15 protein-coding genes and 3 pseudogenes are annotated in these 16,411 nt (G+C 41.4%); 10 read left to right on the top strand and 8 right to left on the bottom strand.

Annotated features, from left to right (window positions below):
- A pseudogene (locus BM329_RS14420) lies at positions 1-83 on the top strand (IS5/IS1182 family transposase); the annotation flags it as partial.
- Positions 84-486: 403 nt separating this feature from the next.
- Here BM329_RS14420 and dinQ read toward each other — a convergent pair.
- The 7 genes and pseudogenes from dinQ to pspA form a co-directional block, all read right to left on the bottom strand.
- The gene (gene dinQ / locus BM329_RS15195) at positions 487-576 is read right to left on the bottom strand and encodes a damage-inducible type I toxin DinQ (RefSeq protein ID WP_281245138.1); all 90 of its coding nucleotides are present in this window, start codon (positions 574-576) and stop codon (positions 487-489) included.
- 542 nt (positions 577-1,118) lie between these two features.
- Positions 1,119-1,262: pseudogene (locus BM329_RS06180) on the bottom strand (DNA cytosine methyltransferase); the annotation flags it as partial.
- A 357-nt stretch (positions 1,263-1,619) separates the two neighbouring features.
- Positions 1,620-3,194 carry a transcriptional regulator TyrR gene (gene tyrR / locus BM329_RS06175; RefSeq protein ID WP_092550372.1) on the bottom strand — a complete coding sequence of 525 codons (1,575 nt, stop codon included), beginning with the start codon at positions 3,192-3,194 and terminating at the stop codon, positions 1,620-1,622.
- Positions 3,195-3,332: 138 nt separating this feature from the next.
- Positions 3,333-3,461 (bottom strand): annotated as a pseudogene (locus tag BM329_RS14415) (YcjX family protein); the annotation flags it as partial.
- Between the two features lie 74 nt (positions 3,462-3,535).
- The gene (pspC, locus tag BM329_RS06170; RefSeq protein ID WP_092550369.1) at positions 3,536-3,898 is read right to left on the bottom strand and encodes an envelope stress response membrane protein PspC; all 363 of its coding nucleotides are present in this window, start codon (positions 3,896-3,898) and stop codon (positions 3,536-3,538) included.
- Positions 3,898-4,125, bottom strand: a complete 228-nt coding sequence (pspB, locus tag BM329_RS06165) for an envelope stress response membrane protein PspB (RefSeq protein ID WP_092550366.1) — start codon at positions 4,123-4,125, stop codon at positions 3,898-3,900. The genes pspC and pspB overlap by 1 nt, the downstream gene beginning before the upstream one ends.
- Before the next feature lie 120 nt (positions 4,126-4,245).
- Positions 4,246-4,917 (bottom strand): phage shock protein PspA, encoded by a 672-nt coding sequence (gene pspA, locus BM329_RS06160; protein WP_092550363.1) that lies wholly within the window; start codon positions 4,915-4,917, stop codon positions 4,246-4,248.
- A 217-nt stretch (positions 4,918-5,134) separates the two neighbouring features.
- Here pspA and pspF point away from each other — a divergent pair, with 217 nt between their 5' ends.
- The 8 genes from pspF (at position 5,135) to gstA (ending at position 13,791) form a co-directional block, all read left to right on the top strand.
- A complete protein-coding gene (pspF, locus tag BM329_RS06155; protein WP_092550360.1) occupies positions 5,135-6,154 on the top strand; it encodes a phage shock protein operon transcriptional activator in 1,020 nt (339 codons plus the stop codon).
- A gap of 287 nt (positions 6,155-6,441) precedes the next feature.
- Positions 6,442-8,157: an ABC transporter substrate-binding protein SapA gene (gene sapA, locus BM329_RS06150; protein ID WP_092550357.1), complete on the top strand. Its 1,716-nt coding sequence runs from the start codon at positions 6,442-6,444 to the stop codon at positions 8,155-8,157.
- Positions 8,154-9,119 (top strand): putrescine export ABC transporter permease SapB, encoded by a 966-nt coding sequence (sapB, locus tag BM329_RS06145; protein WP_092550354.1) that lies wholly within the window; start codon positions 8,154-8,156, stop codon positions 9,117-9,119. The genes sapA and sapB overlap by 4 nt, the downstream gene beginning before the upstream one ends.
- Complete coding sequence (gene sapC / locus BM329_RS06140; RefSeq protein ID WP_092550351.1) at positions 9,106-9,993, top strand: putrescine export ABC transporter permease SapC; 888 nt, start codon at positions 9,106-9,108, stop codon at positions 9,991-9,993. Before sapB ends, sapC begins: the two co-directional genes overlap by 14 nt.
- Positions 9,993-10,985, top strand: a complete 993-nt coding sequence (sapD, locus tag BM329_RS06135; protein ID WP_092550348.1) for a putrescine export ABC transporter ATP-binding protein SapD — start codon at positions 9,993-9,995, stop codon at positions 10,983-10,985. Before sapC ends, sapD begins: the two co-directional genes overlap by 1 nt.
- Positions 10,986-11,795, top strand: a complete 810-nt coding sequence (gene sapF / locus BM329_RS06130; RefSeq protein ID WP_092550345.1) for a putrescine export ABC transporter ATP-binding protein SapF — start codon at positions 10,986-10,988, stop codon at positions 11,793-11,795. It abuts the gene before it with no gap.
- Positions 11,796-11,986: 191 nt separating this feature from the next.
- The gene (gene fabI, locus BM329_RS06125) at positions 11,987-12,775 is read left to right on the top strand and encodes an enoyl-ACP reductase FabI (protein WP_092550342.1); all 789 of its coding nucleotides are present in this window, start codon (positions 11,987-11,989) and stop codon (positions 12,773-12,775) included.
- 407 nt (positions 12,776-13,182) lie between these two features.
- The gene (gene gstA / locus BM329_RS06120; RefSeq protein ID WP_092550339.1) at positions 13,183-13,791 is read left to right on the top strand and encodes a glutathione transferase GstA; all 609 of its coding nucleotides are present in this window, start codon (positions 13,183-13,185) and stop codon (positions 13,789-13,791) included.
- Positions 13,792-14,013: 222 nt separating this feature from the next.
- On the opposite strand, the gene pdxY is transcribed toward gstA, so the two are convergent.
- Positions 14,014-14,892, bottom strand: a complete 879-nt coding sequence (gene pdxY, locus BM329_RS06115; RefSeq protein ID WP_092550336.1) for a pyridoxal kinase PdxY — start codon at positions 14,890-14,892, stop codon at positions 14,014-14,016.
- Positions 14,893-15,470: 578 nt separating this feature from the next.
- Between pdxY and BM329_RS06110 the strand changes: the two genes are divergently transcribed.
- Positions 15,471-16,226 carry a CDP-diacylglycerol diphosphatase gene (locus BM329_RS06110; protein ID WP_092550334.1) on the top strand — a complete coding sequence of 252 codons (756 nt, stop codon included), beginning with the start codon at positions 15,471-15,473 and terminating at the stop codon, positions 16,224-16,226.
- Positions 16,227-16,411: the final 185 nt, after the last annotated feature.

Raw genomic sequence — 16,411 nt, 5'->3', positions numbered from 1 at the left:
CGACCCGTTACGCCAAAAACAGTGCATCGTTTCTTGCCGCAGTCCAAATCCGCTGCCTTGCTCTTTGGTTGAGTATTTCATGACGACGCCATCTAGAAAATCCCCTGAAAATCTTTTCACACCTTTCATTTTGCAATTTTTTCCGCACCGCCCATGCTGGCGCGGTCTGGCGGCTTGCGTTGTAGCATTTTAAAACTGAAATAATTTTTAGATCCAAAACGTGCAGGCGGGTGCGGAGTAGTCCGTTTTACGTCGGGTTTACTTTTATTTCGTGGGGATTGTGCAGCATGGGAGCGATGAAGGGACGCGATCCAAATTAAACACAAGATGGGTAATGAGTTGATGAGTGAATGGTGCTGTGTGTGTCTAGTTACGTTTGTGGAGTGGCAGAAAATGATAAGCTTCAGTAGACTTGATAGTGAGCCATAAATGTTAAAGGCCACCGGGCGGTTAACCCGATGGCCTTATCTACGTTTCCGTTATTTATTACAGAAATGCACGGATCAATTCTAAAAGCGCAATTAACGCTTTGAGAACGATGATAGCAGTGTCAATAAAGGCTTTGAATGCTTTCATCCGCTTGCTCCTATTTAGGGAGCACGATTTACCCAACCTTTGCCTTTACACTGCCTGTCCGGTTGGTTCTCATCAATGTTAGTTGAAGGGTAACGCGCTCTGACCGAGGCACTGAACCAGCACCACCTGTATTCAGTCAGGGCTTTAATGCGTCCCGTAGAACTTACAAGATACCGAAATCCATTTCGATATTTACTCTGTTCTGGGGTCGTTACGCTTGTTCAACTAACAGCCATAGATTATAGGGCGATTTTCAGATGATTCAATCAATTAAAATAATGAGTCAGTAAAAACAAAAAAACCAACTGGTGAGGTTGGCTTTTTTGCATTTCCCTTAAGAAGGGGCTATCTGTTTTGCGCTGAACAAGGTTGGTAGCCTCAGTCAGAGCGCGTTACTCTTCAACTAACATCATCAGTCTAATGCCTATAGCATAAAATATCAACCTATGGTATGGCGTAGTGATGTGGTTCAATGATTTTGGTCACTTTTGGAAAAATGCTAAGGTTGTGACCAATTTTAGTTGACCACAACACTCACCGGTGAATTTTTCGATTTCACTGAACCATGCCGGAGACAGTCCCAGCGGTTCCCATGCCACACTGGCTGCCTTAATCCCGGAACAAACTAAGCCGAATGTACACGTAATGTTATTAACGATTTCGGCATCTAATTTTAAGGTCAGCATCCGGCTTCCCTCGCTGCAAAATTTTCCGCAATTTCCTCAATTCTCTCATTCAGTTGCGGCAAAGTTTTTATATCATTGCCATCAACTCCCAGTCTTATCACACAGAGGACTAATTCCCGCAAATTTGTGTAATATCTAAATGGCGTCAAATACTCGCGGCCTGCATTTTTACCTCCCAGCGATATCGTCTTTTTATTTAGCTTGTATGCTCTGCTATCTGAAGTAATGACATATTTATCCAAGTGTTGGAGGAGTTCAATCTACAACACAGGTAAATTATGAAAAAGGAACTATACACAATGGATTTCAAGTTGTAGTTTTGTTGGCTGCGCTTATTCACCTCAGTCACATAGTTAGCTATGCTCCATCATCTTCATGTTCAGCCATATGTTTTTTACCACTTAGGCCATATTCACGTAGTTTATTGGCGATTGCTGTGTGAGAAACACCAAGCCGCTTGGCCAGTTTACGTGTGCTGGGATAATGGCGATAAAGACGGGTCAATACAGAACGTTCGAAACGTTTACTAATTTCATCCAAAGAACCGACCAAAATATCTTCATTAAATGCCATTTCTGTCTCTAATTCAGGTAACTGGATATCCTGCGGACATAGTTTGTTACCTTCAAATTGAGTCAATGCATGGTAAATAGCATTTCGCAGTTGTCTGACATTACCCGGCCAATGATAACCACACAGAAATTGCTCTAGTTCATGAGAATATTTGGGTTTTACTAAACCTTGTTCTTTTGCAAAACGTGCTACAAAATGATCCGTCAGTGGCATGATGTCCACCTGACGTTCACGTAAAGGAGGCAATGTGATGGTTAACACATTCAATCGGTAGTAGAGATCTTCACGAAACTCCCCTTTTTGTACCAACTCAATTAAGTTCTTTTTGGTCGCACAAATAATCCGAACGTTAACTTTAACTTCATTATCTTTGCCAACACGCCGGAAGGTTCCGTCACTTAAGAAACGAAGCAATTTAATCTGCATCTGTGACGACATTTCGCCGATTTCATCCAACAAAACCGTACCGCCATTGGCCTGCTCAAAAAACCCTTTTTTACCTTCCAGTGCGTTCGGATAAGCTCCTGCTGCATAACCAAACAGTTCACTTTCGACAACATCATCTGGCATAGATGCACAATTTAACCCAAGGAAAGGCTGATTTCCCCTTGCACTTCTCAGATGGCAGGCTTTAGCAAATTCATCTTTTCCCGTTCCTGTTTCACCGATAAGCAATAAAGGTGCGTCAAGCATCGCCATTTTACGTGCCTGCTCAACGACATGAACCATTTTCGGGCTGACAGCAATAATTTGCTCAAAAGCACTATCATCACTGACGATTAATTTTTTGGATGATGACTCTGTCGCAGAACGCAGCATAATCACAGCGCCCACACATCTGGCAACCTGATACTCATCCGTTAACTGCATGGGAATAATATCCATCTCATAGTTTTGGCCCTTAATGGATAAATGAGTCGAATGCGGTTGATGTTGCCCGCTTTCAAGCCAGTGGAGGAAGTTATAATTGCTAATTAAGTAGCTGATGTTTTTTTGATTGATCGTTTCTTTACTGAGATCAAACAGTACCAAAGAAGCTGGGTTGGCCAGCTCAATGTTACCTTTCATATCAATAGAAAATATAGGTTCAGGAACCGATTCCAGCAGTGTCCACATTGCCCTATTTTTTTTCTCTGACGGCATAAAAGCGACTGTCCTGACATCAGTCACACCACTAATGCGACGAATCTCCGCCATCAATAAACGAAAGGTGTTGAAATCAATTTGAGTAAAATTAAGGTAAATACGACGTGCAGGAGAGATCTCAATTCCTTTCAGGTCTATATTTCGTAAAACCAGTAAATCAAGTAACTCGCGAGTTAACCCAATTCGATCCTGACAAGTAACTTCCAATCGCATTATTCTGACCTTATTTACACGATGTTCATAACCAACTGAAATGTTACCTGTTACTGTGCAATAGATGAAGCCCTTGTCAGTAAAAGTTTACAATAAATTAAAATGTCAAGCAGAAATGACAGCGGACACCATTGGGTATAGCTGATTAATCAAAGAAGTAATAAACGCAGTTTTCCCACTGCGGCTTAACCCTGTTGCCGCCAGCCGCAAGTGGCGGTCCATTCCACGATTAACAAGCGCCGTCAGTTCGTTTTGCAACCGTTTCATGTTTCTCCTAAATGGAATACCGTGACGCTGTTTAACCCGGCCTGTAACTTCGGTGGTTTAACGTTGTGCAAGGTCTAAAGTTGGCGAAAACGACTGCGAACATTATAAGTATCAGAAGTAATATAACGTTCCATTTGACGCAAGCGTGCTTCTCCTGCCCTCAATTGGTAATCAATATCATCCAGCATGTTCTGTGCTGACGGGCCTATATTGACTTCCTCTGCGGAATATCCCGCAGGCGCGGGATCCATAACAAAGGTCAAGATAATATAAGCCAGTACTGTTATGCCAAATAGACCAAAGAACAGCGACAATACCGTGATGGTACGGATAAGCGGAACAGGTACATCAAAATAGTTTGCCAGCCCAGCACAAACCCCTTTAATCATTCCCTGCTCTGGCAGACGGTAAAGTTTCCGGCTGTATGTATTCGACATTATGACTGTCTCCAGTTTGGATGCTCTGTATCGAGGATATCTTCCAGCGTTTTGATCCGTTCCTGCATACGCTGAGCATTCTCTGTCAATTGTTCTAAACGCTGAATTTCATTGCTCCCTAACTGACCTCGATGACTATTCTGGTTGCTATAATGCAGCCACAACCAGATAGGTAAAACAAAAAGTACAAAAATGATCAGCGGAATTCCAAGAAATATATAGCCCATTAGCTTTCCTTAGTTTTGCATGACATTTAATTGAGCATGACATCATGACATCATGACATCATGACATCATGACATCATGACATATAGTACATGACATTCCATCATGCATGACCTATGTCATTATTGTGAGTCTTTGATACTCATTTTAGCTTTAAGGGCTGCAAGTTGCGCGCTGATTTCATCATCCGCTTTCAATTCTGCAAATTGTTGATCAAGCGATTTTTGTTTACCCAATCCAACAGCTTCTGCTTCCGCTTCCATATGGTCTATACGACGCTCAAACTGCTCAAAGCGTGCCATTGCTTCATCTATTTTACCACTATCCAGTTGGCGGCGGACTTCACGGGAAGATGCCGCAGCTTGATGACGCAAAGCCAGTGATTGTTGCCTGGCTCGTGTTTCTGTCAATTTATTTTCCAGTTCAGTCACTTCACCTTTAATGCGCTCAAGGGTTTCATCCAAAACCGCCAACTCACTTGTCAGTGTTTCAACCAAACTGCTAACTTTCTGTTTTTCAATCAGCGCCGCGCGGGCTAAGTCTTCTTTGCCTTTGCTCAGTGCCAATTCTGCTTTTTCCTGCCAGCCATCGATTTGGCTCTCACCCATACTGATGCGGCGTAGAAGCTGTTTTTTCTCTGCTAAAGTACGGGCTGAAGTTGAGCGGATTTCCACCAGTGTGTCTTCCATCTCCTGAATCATTAAACGGATCATTTTCTGAGGATCTTCTGCTTTATCCAGCAGAGAAGAGATATTTGCATTCACGATATCAGCAAAGCGAGAAAAAATACCCATAGTCATAAACCTCTTTCATTAGAATGTATATACGTTATGTCTGTGTATTGTTAAAAAGGATACAAGATACGCGGTAAGGCATTTAATTAAATACAAGATACATGCCAATTTTTATATTTTAATTATCTGATTGAAATAACTAGAATAATTTTCCTTTGTTTTTTTTACCACAATGGTTTAACGTGGTTAAATTGACCAACTATTGGCGAAAAATACCATGTCTCAGTTCATTAATAACCTATTAGGTGAAGCAAACTGTTTTATTGAAATTCTGGAACAAGTTTCCGCTTTGGCAAAGTTGAATAAGCCTGTTTTAGTTTTAGGAGAACGAGGAACAGGCAAGGAACTAATTGCGCGCCGTTTACACTATCTTTCCCCTCGTTGGCAAGGGCCTTTTATTTCCCTGAATTGTGCTTCTCTCAATGAAAATTTACTTGATTCAGAACTCTTTGGGCATGAAGCCGGTGCATTCACCGGTGCCCGTTCAAAACATCAAGGGCGTTTTGAACGGGCAGATGGTGGAACGTTATTTCTTGATGAGCTGGCTACTGCTCCTATGCAGGTACAGGAAAAATTGCTGCGTGTCATTGAATATGGGCATCTGGAACGCGTAGGTGGTGGTCAGTCACTACAAGTTGATGTGCGTCTGATTTGTGCGACCAATGAAAATTTGCCTGCAATGGCCAATAGTGGAACCTTCAGGGCTGATTTGCTCGATAGGATTGCATTTGATGTAGTACAAATTCCACCTTTACGCCAACGGCAACCAGATATTATGTTATTGGCACAACATTTTGCGATTCAGATGTGTCAGGAATTAAATTTGCCATTCTTTCCCGGGTTTACCAACGAAGCCAAACAACAGTTACTGTCTTATCACTGGCCCGGTAATGTCCGCGAATTAAAAAACGTGATAGAACGCTCAATTTATCGACATGGCGATAATGAAAATGAATTAAATACTATTATTATCAATCCCTTTTTACCATCACAGAAGCTTACTCCCTCTCTTTTTACTCCATTATCTACTGATGACTCAATGACCGATAATTACCTTCCCAAATTACCGCTCGATTTAAGACAATGGCAAAATGACAGTGAAAAGCTTTTGATTATGCAGGCATTGACAGAAAGTCAATTCAATCAGAAAAGAACGGCTGACAAACTCAATTTGACTTATCACCAACTACGTGGATTAATCAAAAAACACCATATCAATATTCATGTCAGCGAATAAATGAGAATCTATCAGGAAACGATAGATAAAAAAGTAGCCGGCACCCGAGCCGGCTAATAAAAGTACTGGAAGCAATGTGAGCAATGTCGCGCCTTACTTGAGATTACAAACTTGATATGACAAGAGAGTCTCCCCAAAAGCACAATTAAATGATAATACTTCTCAATTCTATTTACAAGCATTTAGTTGAGAATAACTCTCACTATCGTGATCTGACCGTTGTTTTTGAGCAAAAAGCGTTAATTAAGTTACAATAGCCAGACTCTCTTTTATGACTGACGTTTTATATGCGCTATTTGATTCACTGGATCATACTATTGCTTTCTTCTCCCACTCTGTCGGCTAAGGATGCAATTCCAGAAACTACTAAACTGATTCCAGAATCCAGAAACACCACAGCAGGAAATCTGTCTCATATCTCGACAGCTCTACGACAAAATGGCTTCATTTATTGCGTCAACGGTAATCTGAATACGTTTAATCCACAAATGGCCATCAGTGGCTTAATTGTAGATACTCTTGCCGCACAAATTTACAATCGTCTGCTGGGGGTGGACCCACTTACTTATCGTTTGGCCCCAGAACTGGCGACTCACTGGCAAGTGCGTGATAATGGAGCGACCTATCGCTTTTATTTGCATCATAATGTTGCTTTTCAGTCAACCGATTGGTTTACACCGACTCGCACGATGAATGCCGACGATGTGGTTTTCAGCTTCCGCCGCGTCTTCGATAAAACACATTATTATCACTATGTTAATGGGGGTCACTATCCCTATTTTGATAGTTTGAAATTTGATAATGCTGTTCAGGATATTCGAAAAATCGATGATTATACTGTCGAATTTCGCCTTCGTGCCCCTGACGCTTCTTTTATCTGGCATTTGGCAACCTATTACGCACCTATACTGTCTCAGGAGTATGCTGAAAAGCTGCACCAAATGAATCGGCAGGAACAGATAGATTGGAAACCTGTTGGAACCGGGCCATTTATGCTAGAAGATTATCATTCAGAACAGTTCATCCGCCTTGTCCGTCATGATAAATATTGGAGAGGTAAACCGAGCATGGAACAAGTTGTCGTAGATACTGGCGGCGGCGGAACAGGCCGAATCTCAAAACTGATCACTGGGGAATGCGATGTATTGGCCTACCCTGATGCCAATCAGTGGAATATTTTACATGATGATCCAAACCTGCGTCAGACTTTTCGGTCAGGCATGAATATTGCTTACCTTGCATTTAACACCAGTAAACCACCGCTGGATAAATTGGAAGTCCGTCAAGCCATTGCTTATGCCATCAATAACCAACGTCTGATGAAATCCATTTATTATGGCACGGCTGAAACAGCAGCATCGATTCTGCCACGCGCATCGTGGGCATATGATAATCGTGCTGAAATCACCGAATATAATCCTGAAAAATCCCACAAAATATTAAATGAGTTGGGATTAAATGGTTTGGAATTAACATTATGGGTGCCAACTTCATCACAATCCTATAATCCCAGCCCCCTGAAAATGGCAGAACTTATTCAGGCGGATTTGGCACAGGTTGGGATTAAAATGTCCATCCGTCCTGTTGAAGGGCGTTTCCAGGAAAGGAAGCTGATGGATAAAACCCATGATATGACGTTGGCAGGCTGGTCTACGGATAGCAACGATCCCGATAGTTTTTTCCGGCCATTACTAAGTTGTGCCGCCATTGCCTCCCAGACGAACTTGAGCCGTTGGTGTAATTTGGCTTTTGATGATGCAATTCATCAGGCGTTGTTGAATCAACAACTCGCGTCACGCATTAAAAGTTATCATGTTGCCCAAGAAATCCTTGCGCAGCAGTTACCTCTACTACCACTAGCTTACTCAATGCGCTTGCAAATATTTCGCTATAACATTAAAGGACTGGTTCTGAGTCCATTTGGCAATAGCTCTCTTGGTGGAGTTTACCGCGAACAGGAAACTACTGCTCCTGCTGAAAAAAATAAGAGACGAAGCAAATGATCATTTATATCTTGCGTCGTTTTCTGCTTCTGATGGTGACGCTGTTTTTTCTTTCATTAATCAGTTTCAGCCTAATGTACTTTACACCACATGGCCCTTTAAGCGGTGCATCACTGACTGATGCTTATATCTTCTATTTTCGCAGTTTGATTCAGTGGGATTTTGGCATTTCCAACATTAATGGTGAGCGGATTATTACGCAGTTGTATGAGGTGCTCCCGGCAACGATGGAGCTTTGTATTCTCTCTTTTTCCATTGCGTTGCTGCTAGGTATCCCTTTGGGAACTATCGCTGGTGTCTGGCGCAAGAAAAAAGTAGATACCATTATCAGTACGTTCGCCCTGTGTGGTTTTTCCATCCCTATATTCTGGTTGGCTCTACTACTAACCCTTCTCTTTTCACTTCATCTGGGATGGTTACCCGTCTCCGGACGATTTGATTTACTCTACCGGATGGAATCAGTGACAGGTTTTGCACTGATTGACGCATGGTTGTCAAAATCACCTTATCGTAATGAGATGATCATAAGCGTTATTTTGCATATGATCCTGCCTGTTATCACTCTTGCCGTTGCCCCGATGACTGAGGTCATTCGGTTGATGCGCAACAGTACTGAAGAAGTATCAGCCTCAAATTATATGAAATCAGCAGCGACACGCGGGTTATCACGGCTGACGATCATTCGCCGCCATTTATTGCACAATGCGCTGCCTCCTATCATTCCCAAACTGGGGCTACAATTTTCAACCATGCTTACACTGGTTATGGTGACAGAACAAGTATTTAACTGGCCCGGTTTAGGGCATTGGCTAATCAGTGCTATCCGCCAGCAGGATTATTCAGCAATTTCAGCGGGTGTAATGGTGATAGGAACTTTGGTTATTTCGGTTAATGTACTGACAGATATTATTGGAGCAATGGCTAATCCCCTGAAGAATAAGGAGTGGTATGCCCTTAGATAATGTTTACCGGGAAAAGAAAATGCCTTCGCCATTAAAGGTCATCTGGCGGTTTTTCTATTCTGACATATTGGCAATGACGGGTTTTTATGGGGTACTGGTTTTAATTGCCTTAAGCTTATTGGGAAACTATCTTGCTCCGTATCGGCTTGATCAGCAATTTTCAGATCAGCTTATGCCTCCTTCATGGTCGCATCACGGCAATGTCGCCTTTTTCCTCGGAACTGACGATTTGGGACGTGATATCTTCAGCCGCCTTCTGATTGGAACATCTTCCACCTTTGGATCTGCATTGATTGTGACCGCTGTGGCTGCCATTGTGGGTTTAATTATTGGTAGTCTGTCCGGAATGACTCATGGATTGAAATCTGCCTTCCTGAACCATATTCTTGATTCTTTGCTTTCCATTCCCTCGCTGCTGCTGGCTATTATTGTTGTTGCTTTTGTTGGGGCCAGCCTGCAACATGCTATGATTGCAGTCTGTCTGGCACTACTGCCAAGAATAGTGCGCACTATTTATACTGCCGTGCATGATGTGCTGGATAAAGAATATATTATTGCGGCACGTCTGGATGGCGCTTCAAATTATCATATTCTGCGCTATGCTGTTTTCCCCAATATCACTGCAGTGATAGTAAGTGAATTAACCCGGGCGCTCTCTATTGCTATCCTTGATATTGCGGCATTGGGATTCCTCGATCTTGGTGCGCAACTGCCATCACCTGAATGGGGAGCCATGCTGGGAGATTCATTGGAGTTGATCTATGCTGCACCGTGGACTGTTATGTTGCCCGGAGCTGCAATTATGCTTAGCGTCCTGCTGGTTAATTTGCTGGGTGACGGCTTGCATCGCGCTATTAACGCAGGAGTCGAATGATGCCATTGCTTGATATTCGAAACCTCACCATCGAATTTATGACGGCAGACGGTCCCGTCAAAGCCGTTGACAGAATGAGCATTTCACTGACAGAAGGTGAAATACTCGGGTTGGCGGGTGAATCCGGTTCAGGAAAGAGCTTGATTGCCAAAGCAATATGTGGTGTTACAAAAGATAACCTGAAAGTTACCGCAGATCGTTTTCGCTTCAATGACATTGATTTATTACGTTTAACACCGCGACAACGTCGTAAAGTGATTGGTCACAATATTTCAATGATCTTTCAAGAACCGCAATCATGTCTCGATCCATCAGAAAATGTTGGCAAACAGCTTATCCAATCTATTCCTGGATGGACATATAAAGGTCGCTGGTGGCAGAGATTCAATTGGCGTAAACGTCGTGCAATTGAATTGCTGCATCGTGTTGGCATCAAAGATCACGATGATATTATGCACTGTTACCCTTATGAGTTAACGGAAGGGGAATGCCAAAAAGTGATGATTGCCATTGCCCTTGCCAATCAACCAAGGCTGCTAATTGCAGATGAACCCACTAATGCGATGGAGCCAACCACTCAAGCACAGATCTTCCGTTTGCTATCGAGCCTAAATCAGAATAACAACATGACCATTCTGTTAATCAGTCATGATCTGCAAATGATGAGTAAACTGGTTAAACGCATTAATGTACTATATTGCGGCCAGACGGTGGAAAGTGCGACACCGGATGAATTGCTGGTGAAACCTTATCATCCCTATACGCAAGCACTGATCCGCTCAATTCCTGACTTTGGCAGCCCGTTACCACATAAGAGTCGGTTGAATACGCTGCCCGGAGCCATTCCATCATTGGAGCATCTGCCGATGGGATGCCGTTTGGGGCCGCGTTGCCCCTATGCCCAGAAAAACTGTATTGAAACCCCGCGCTTACGGGTGATTAAGAACCATACATTTGCCTGCCATTTCCCCTTGAATATGGAGGAACCGTAAGTGGTTGAAACATTGCTGGAAGTCAAAAATCTGACTAAAACATTTCGCTATCAAACCGGGCTATTCCGCCGTCATCATCTTGATGCAGTAAAGCCCTTGAGTTTTACCCTACAACCTAAAAAGACACTGGCTATCATTGGTGCTAATGGTTCTGGAAAATCCACATTGGCGAGAATGTTATCAGGGGTTATTGAACCGACATCAGGTGAGATTCTGATTAACAGCCATAAGCTGACATATGGAGATTACAGCTATCGCAGCCAGCGTATTCGCATGATTTTTCAAGATCCCAGCACGTCGTTGAATCCCCGCCAACGCATTGGCCAGATTCTGGATATACCGTTAATTCTCAATACAGAATTATCCCCTGCCGAGCGGGAAAAGCGCATCAACCAGACGTTGCGTCAAGTTGGTTTATTGCCGGATCACGCCAACTATTATCCGCATATGCTCGCCTCCGGGCAAAAACAGCGGGTAGCTCTGGCGCGAGCACTGATATTACAACCACAAATTATTGTCGCCGATGAAGCATTGGCTTCCCTTGATATGTCGATGCGCTCCCAAATCATCAACTTAATGCTAGAGCTACAAGAAAAACACGGTATTTCTTATATCTATGTAACCCAACACCTGGGTATGATGAAACACATCAGTGACCAAGTGCTGGTGATGCATCAAGGAGACGTTGTTGAACGTGGAAATACAGCCGAAGTACTGGCTTCTCCGCTGCATAATATTACACGCAAATTGATAGCCAGCCATTTTGGTGAAGCATTACCTGCTGAAGCATGGCGACAGGATATTATCTAAAAATTGTAATTTTGACTGGATGTATTTTATTCACTGATCGGAACAGCGTGTGAAACTCACCACATTTCTTTCCGGCATGATAAAATCGTCCCCGTTTATTAACAATAAACACCATAGTTATGTTATGGATATTATTTTTGTCACTCTATGACTATTGGTGTTTGCTCACAAAGAACAATAAGGATACAGCTATGGGTTTCATGACCGGCAAGCGCATTCTCATTACTGGCGTCGCCAGCAAACTGTCTATCGCTTATGGAATTGCCAGGGCAATGCACGATCAAGGAGCAGAGCTGGCTTTTACTTACCAAAATGACAAATTGAGACCTCGTGTCGAAGAATTCGCCGCATCACTGAATTCTAATATCGTTCTGCCGTGTGACGTGGCTGAAGACGAAAGTATCGACGCATTGTTCGTTGAACTGGGTAAAGTATGGCCTAAATTCGATGGTTTCGTTCACTCTATCGGCTATGCGCCGGCTGATCAGCTTGATGGTGATTATGTTAACGCTGTTACCCGTGAAGGCTTCAAAATTGCACATGATATCAGTGCATACAGCTTTGTTGCGATGGCGAAAACATGCCGCCATATGCTGAATCCTAATTCTGCCCTGCTCACCTTGAGCTATCTGGGTGCAGAACGTGCGATCCCTAACTATAACGTAATGGGTCTGGCTAAAGCTTCCCTCGAAGCGAACGTTCGTTATATGGCCAATGCGATGGGTGTTGAAGGTATCCGCGTTAACGGGATTTCTGCTGGCCCAATCCGTACTTTGGCAGCATCTGGTATCAAAGACTTCCGTAAAATGCTGGCACACTGTGAAGCAGTTACGCCGATCCGCCGCACTGTAACGACAGAAGATGTCGGTAATGCGGCTGCATTCCTGTGCTCTGATCTGTCTGGTGGTATTACAGGTGAAATCCTGCACGTTGATGGCGGTTTCAGCATCGCAGCTATGAATGAATTAGAACTGAAATAATCTCACACTCCAATAGCTGATTGATCTATCAATAAGCCCGGCAAGATTATCTCATGGCTGGGCTTATTTTCTTCCCTTCTATCCCGTCATCTTTCAGTTGCAGTTTTGTTGGATTCGCTCCCTTGCCATCGCGCTGCACCTTGAAATTAATTGGGTATATCATACTCTCACAACCCCTTATTTATTTTGACCTGATTATCACATTACAACAGATAAAAATTTCTTATTTTTATTCATTATTGAATTAAAATATCGCCTTGTGCTTGAAATGCGGTTCAATAAGATATTACATTCAACTTATGGGCAATTGATATAAAATAACAAGATAAATTAATAGCATAATAAATGACTGGTGTTCTTTCGTTGTATTGTATCCCTAGATTGAAAACATAATTAAGGAACGACATATGAAATTGTATTACTCGCCGGGTGCTTGTTCACTTTCTCCCCATATCATGCTTCGCGAAGCTGGATTGGATTTCAGTATCGTAAAAGTCGATTTAATGAATAAAAAAACAGAAAGTGGAGATAACTTCCTCGCTATCAGTCCCAAAGGCCAAGTACCCACGCTTCAGCTTGATAACAATCAGATTCTAACGGAAGTAACTGCTATTATTAAATATATTGCCGACCAAAAACCCGAAAAAAACTTAATTGCACCAACCGGTACAATGGAGCACTATCACCAAATCGAATGGCTAAGCTATATTTCCAGTGAATTACATCAAAACTTTATGCCATTGTTTCCAATAATAGCTACACCGGAAGCCTATATTGCTATCTTAATGAAAAAATTAATGCTCCGCCTCACTTATATTGATAGTGTGTTGGCAAAATTTCCCTATATTACCGGAGCAAATTTCACCATTGCGGACTCTTATTTATTTGCCGTCAGTCAATGGGTGCCTAGAACTAAATTAGATATTTCTGAATTAGTACATTTAAACGCATATATGGACATGATTAAGCAACGTCCGAGCGTTCACGATGCTTTAAAAGCTGAAGGATTAATTTAAATCTGATCGTGTTCAATTTCCGGTAATACATGCTTCCGGTAATATGCTACCGGAAGCTCAGGAAGACTAAATCCCTTCGTCTTTCAAGTTGCAGCTTTTCTGGTGACTCTCATTCACGCCTGTTACTATTTTTATAAACACGCGTCACTTACGCTTCCGGAGATTCATCCGCTGACCATCGTACTGAAACTCGAAATCCATTGGATATATAATCTCTATATATCAGTCAATTGATATTGCATTGAATTGATGTGTTGGTGCAACCATCTTATCCTGAGCAGCAATGAGTTGTAGCTCATATTCTCCCCGTGCTTGCGTCTCCAACATAACTTCATAGACCGCCGAAGTAACATGTTCTAATGCTGCTTTTAATACATCATCTGTCAAAGATAGACTTTTCAGTAAATTGACCAGCAATAAACCGCTCGTCAAATCACCAACACCAACAGGTTGCCGTTCACCAGTATCAATCAATGGGCGGCTAATATGCCAGCTATGTTCTTTAGTTACCAAAAGCATTTCAAAACAATCTGCCCGATAGCCTGCCCGACTAAGGTGTTTAACTAACACAATCTTAGGCCCTTTTTCACATAACTCACGTGAGGCGGATATAGTCTGTTCTACATTTTCAATTTTCCGCCCAGTCAGTGTTTCAAGCTCCAATAAATTAGGCGCAATAATATCACTGACGGGTAATGCCTCTTCACAAAAAAATTCAGCGACTCCCGGAACAACAATACAACCTTTTTCGGGATGCCCCATTACAGGATCACAGAAATACCATGCATCAGGATTAGCTTGCTTAACCTGTTTAACGATATCAAGAATATAGCGGCCTTGCTCTGCTGAACCAATATAACCACTCAATACCGCATTGCAGGATGTTAATTTATCAATTTCACCAATTCCCTGCACAATTTCAGCTAAATGTTCAGGTGGCATCACACAACCACGCCATTGAGTATATTGGGTGTGATTAGAAAACTGAACTGTATTTAGTGGCCATACGTTCACTCCCATACGATTCATCGGAAAAACAGCCGCACTATTTCCTGCATGACCAAAGACAACATGAGATTGAATTGAAAGAATATTTTTCATGGTAAGGTTTAGTTTAACCCGAATTTTTGATAAGAAATTGAACTAAAAGCCTGTTTCAATATCAGACGAATAACAAACCGATCTAAGAAGGAACAGGCTACGGACAAATTAGTCGAAATTTTCTGTGATGTCGATGATTTTTTCCATTTTTTGATTCCGTAATAGAAACAATTTTGTCTCAAATAAGGTCATCGGCAGATCCTCTTTCACATGTCACATTATCGTAATTTTACGGCCTTCTGACAGAATATTATTTGGTGATATCATCATAATATTTGTTTTACAAACATTATGATGTAACTAAATATTGCGAAGAAAAATGAAAAAATAAAGGCTAGGTTATAAACTCTGTATCTTGAAATTCATTGAATATAATAACAACTAGTATTAGAATCATTTTGAACTTAGCCAATACTAAAAATTTTCATATACTTCATATAGACACCGATTTTTATGTGTAAGCTGACAGCAATAACAACATCTACTGGAATAGGTTTTTAACGCCTATTTCTACTATATATGCCATATGCCCAATGGATTTCAAGATACGGCAAATGTAAAAACATAAAGAGGTTAAAATGATCAAGTTAAAAAATAATAAGATAAAAATAATTGTTTTTATTCTATTTCTTATTGCCTTCCTTATCTATTATATTTGGGAAAGAGGTAACCCTAATGCATTATGGGAAATAGTCAACCAACAATGTGTACCCAATCAAATTAAAAATGCTAATCCATCACCTTGTTTAAAAGTCGATTTAGATAAAAAATATGTCCTATTTAAAGATGAAAAAGGTCCTAAACACGATTTAATCATGCCAACATATAAAGTGACAGGTATTGAATCTCCTGAGTTACAAAAAAATTCTTCACCCTCTTTTTTTTCATATGCATGGGATGAAAGAACTAATTTAACTAAAGGAGACAATAAAAACATAGATGATAATAGAATTTCATTAGCAGTGAACTCTAAGTATGGTAGATCACAAGATCAGTTACATATTCATCTATCTTGTCTGAAAAAAGAAGTTTCAGTTGCGCTTGAAAAAGACAAAGACGCTATTAGCAATGATTGGAAAGTGTTGCCATCTAAATTAGAAGGCCATACCTATTTAGTTAAAAAACTGGAAAGCAATGATCTATACAAAGAAAATCCTTTCAAACTATTACAGAATTATATTTCTAGAATAGATGATGACATCGAATATTATGGATTGGCTGTATCAAAACTGAAAGATGGTTCAATGGTTTTACTTGCCAATAGATTTGATTTATTAGAGTTAAATCTTGGTTCTGCTGGTGAAATACAGGACTATAAATGTAATATGAATTAAATCTATATATTTAAGATAGTTTATATTTTCTGGTCGTTATTGTCACAAATCAGAAGCAGTAAAAGGATGCAGAGTGGCAATAACACCCAGCTAATGATACACCGATAGCTTTTGCCGTCGCGCTGCCTCTTGAAATCCATTGGGTATAGCAATATTTATTTATTAAACAAACACATCTTAAACTG

The organism is Xenorhabdus koppenhoeferi, assembly GCF_900116635.1.
GTDB classification, from domain to species: Bacteria; Pseudomonadota; Gammaproteobacteria; order Enterobacterales; family Enterobacteriaceae; genus Xenorhabdus; species Xenorhabdus koppenhoeferi.
The sequence above is the reverse complement of the archived record's forward strand: the minus strand, read 5'-3'. Positions and strand labels throughout refer to the sequence as shown.